This is a genomic window from Microbacterium umsixpiens (genome assembly GCF_053543675.1).
The window spans coordinates 54,578-57,020 of record NZ_JBLVOH010000136.1 but is presented as its reverse complement, the minus strand read 5'-3'; the positions used below and the strand labels follow the sequence as shown (position 1 = coordinate 57,020).

The 2,443-nt window shown below is 66.4% G+C and carries 2 protein-coding genes and 1 pseudogene; 2 read left to right on the top strand and 1 reads right to left on the bottom strand.

Annotated elements, in window-relative coordinates; translation table 11 throughout:
- Positions 1-297, bottom strand: a pseudogene (locus tag ACNPM4_RS13640) (M23 family peptidase); the annotation flags it as partial.
- A 306-nt stretch (positions 298-603) separates the two neighbouring features.
- Here ACNPM4_RS13640 and rpsB point away from each other — a divergent pair.
- The gene (rpsB, locus tag ACNPM4_RS13635) at positions 604-1,554 is read left to right on the top strand and encodes a 30S ribosomal protein S2 (RefSeq protein ID WP_029263483.1); all 951 of its coding nucleotides are present in this window, start codon (positions 604-606) and stop codon (positions 1,552-1,554) included.
- A 42-nt stretch (positions 1,555-1,596) separates the two neighbouring features.
- Positions 1,597-2,424, top strand: a complete 828-nt coding sequence (gene tsf, locus ACNPM4_RS13630) for a translation elongation factor Ts (protein WP_029263482.1) — start codon at positions 1,597-1,599, stop codon at positions 2,422-2,424.
- Positions 2,425-2,443: the final 19 nt, after the last annotated feature.

The following is a 2,443-nucleotide window of genomic DNA, read 5'->3' as shown; positions in this document are numbered from 1 at the left end:
GATGGTCAGGAGCGGCCGGTCCACGACGGTCCCGCGGAAAGCCACAGTGCCATCTGCGGGGGCCGTGACCACCGCGTCGATCGAGGCGTCCATGTCGACTCCACGATGACCGGCGCCGTACTCGTGCGCCGGAGCGCGAAACGGCTCGACGACCTCTCGATTCCCGGCGAGCGGCCAGCGCCAGCGCGGTAGGTCTGCTGTGCCGCCCGAGGCCGCCGAGGTATCGGGTGCGCACAGGGCGAGCGCAACGAGCACGGCGATGGCCGTGCCGGACGTCGTTCGGAGCAGAATGCGCATGAGGGGAGTGTGACGGCTCCTCGGAGCGGTCAGATGGACAACTCGGCCCGTTCGATGGAGCGAGTGGATGACTCCGGCGGGGCCTTGTCGGTGCAGGGTGAGTGACGTCGCTGCGTCCTGTATGCTGGGGGAGCACCTCGATATCGGGGTGACTACGCGTGCCCAAAGCGATTCAGATCGCGGCATCCACTCCCACAGGTCCTGTTCCTCGAACAGGCGGGCGTGGGCCGGGCACCAGGAAGTCCGATCATCCGATCGGCTTGCAACCTCAACGGCGCAGGAACGCGCCAGAACCAGGAGACGACCATGGCTGTGGTCACCATCCGCCAGCTGCTCGACAGCGGCGTGCACTTCGGACACCAGACCCGTCGGTGGAACCCGAAGGTCAAGCGCTTCATCCTCACCGAGCGCAGCGGCATCCACATCATCGACCTCCAGCAGTCGCTCGGCTACATCGACAAGGCCTACGACTTCGTCAAGGAGACCGTCGCCCACGGTGGCACGATCCTCTTCGTCGGCACCAAGAAGCAGGCGCAGGAGATCCTCGCCGAGCAGGCGACGCGTGTCGGCCAGCCCTTCGTGAACCAGCGGTGGCTCGGTGGACTCCTCACCAACTTCCAGACGATCTCCAAGCGTCTCGCACGTATGAAGGAGCTCGAGGAGCTCGACTACGAGACCCCGGCCAACAGCGGCTTCACGAAGAAGGAGCTCCTGCTCAAGAAGCGTGAGCTCGACAAGCTGCACAAGTCGCTCGGCGGTATCCGCAACCTCACCAAGACGCCGTCGGCCATCTGGGTCGTTGACGCCAAGCGCGAGCACCTCGCGATCGATGAGGCCAAGAAGCTCGGCATCCCGGTGATCGGCATCCTCGACACCAACGCCGACCCGGACGACTTCCAGTACCCGATCCCCGGCAACGACGATGCGATCCGCTCCGTCTCGCTGCTGACGCGCATCATCGCCGACGCCGCGGCCGAGGGCCTGCAGCAGAAGCACAACCCGGAGACGGGTGACGCCGAGCCGCTCGCCGACTGGGAGAAGGAGCTCCTCGAGACTCCCGCCCAGGAGGTGCAGGAGTCCGCTGACGCCGCCGAGGTCGTGACCTCCGACGATGAGGCCGCCGTCGTCGAGACGCCTGCTGCTGACGAGACCGCTGCCGACGAGGCCGGTGCGGAGGCACATGACGAGGCGATCGCCGCCGCTTCCGGTGAGGAGACCGCTGAGGTCGCCGCCGCCGAGGCTGCCGACGCCAAGTAATCCCCTCGTTCACACACCTAACGAAGCAAGGAGCCACCACACATGGCCAACTTCACCATCGCTGACCTCAAGGCGCTGCGTGAGCAGCTCGGCACCGGAATGGTCGACACCAAGAAGGCGCTCGAGGAGGCTGACGGAGACGTCGCGAAGGCCACCGAGATCCTGCGTCTCAAGGGTGCGAAGGGCAACGCGAAGCGCGCTGACCGTTCGACCAGCGAGGGACTGATCGTCGCTCGCGAGCAGGATGGCGCTGTGACGCTCATCGAGCTCGCCTGCGAGACCGACTTCGTCGCGAAGAACGAGCGCTTCATCTCGCTGGCCGACAAGGTCGCCGACGCCGCAGCAGCGGTCAAGGCCGACTCGGTCGACGCCGCCCTCGCCGCCTCCGCCGGCGACAAGAGCGTCGAGCAGGTCATCTCCGAAGAGGCCGCGATCATCGGCGAGAAGGTCGAACTGCGCCGCGTGCGCACGATCTCGGGCGACAAGGTCGAGGTCTACCTCCACCGCACGAGCAAGGACCTGCCCCCGCAGATCGGTGTCGTCGTCGCCTACTCGGGTGAGGATGCCGAGACCGCGCGCAGCATCGCCCAGCACATCTCCTTCGCGAACCCGTCGTACCTGTCCCGCGAGGACGTGCCGGCGGACGCGGTCGAGAAGGAGCGCGAGATCGTCACCGAGATCTCTCGCAACGAGGGCAAGCCGGAAGCGGCTCTCCCGAAGATCGTCGAAGGCCGCGTGTCTGCGTTCATCAAGCAGGTCGCCCTGCTCGAGCAGGACTACGCCAAGGACAACAAGCTCTCTGTCGCCCAGGTGGCGAAGGACGCCGGTATCACCGTGACGGACTTCGCGCGCTTCAAGGTCGGCGCGTAGCAAGGTCGAAGGGGTTGGG

Coding starts and splice junctions, on each gene's coding strand:
- rpsB (WP_029263483.1), top strand. CDS start 604: ATGGCTGTGGTCACCATCCGCCAGCTGCTCGACAGCGGCGTGCACTTC.
- tsf (WP_029263482.1), top strand. CDS start 1,597: ATGGCCAACTTCACCATCGCTGACCTCAAGGCGCTGCGTGAGCAGCTC.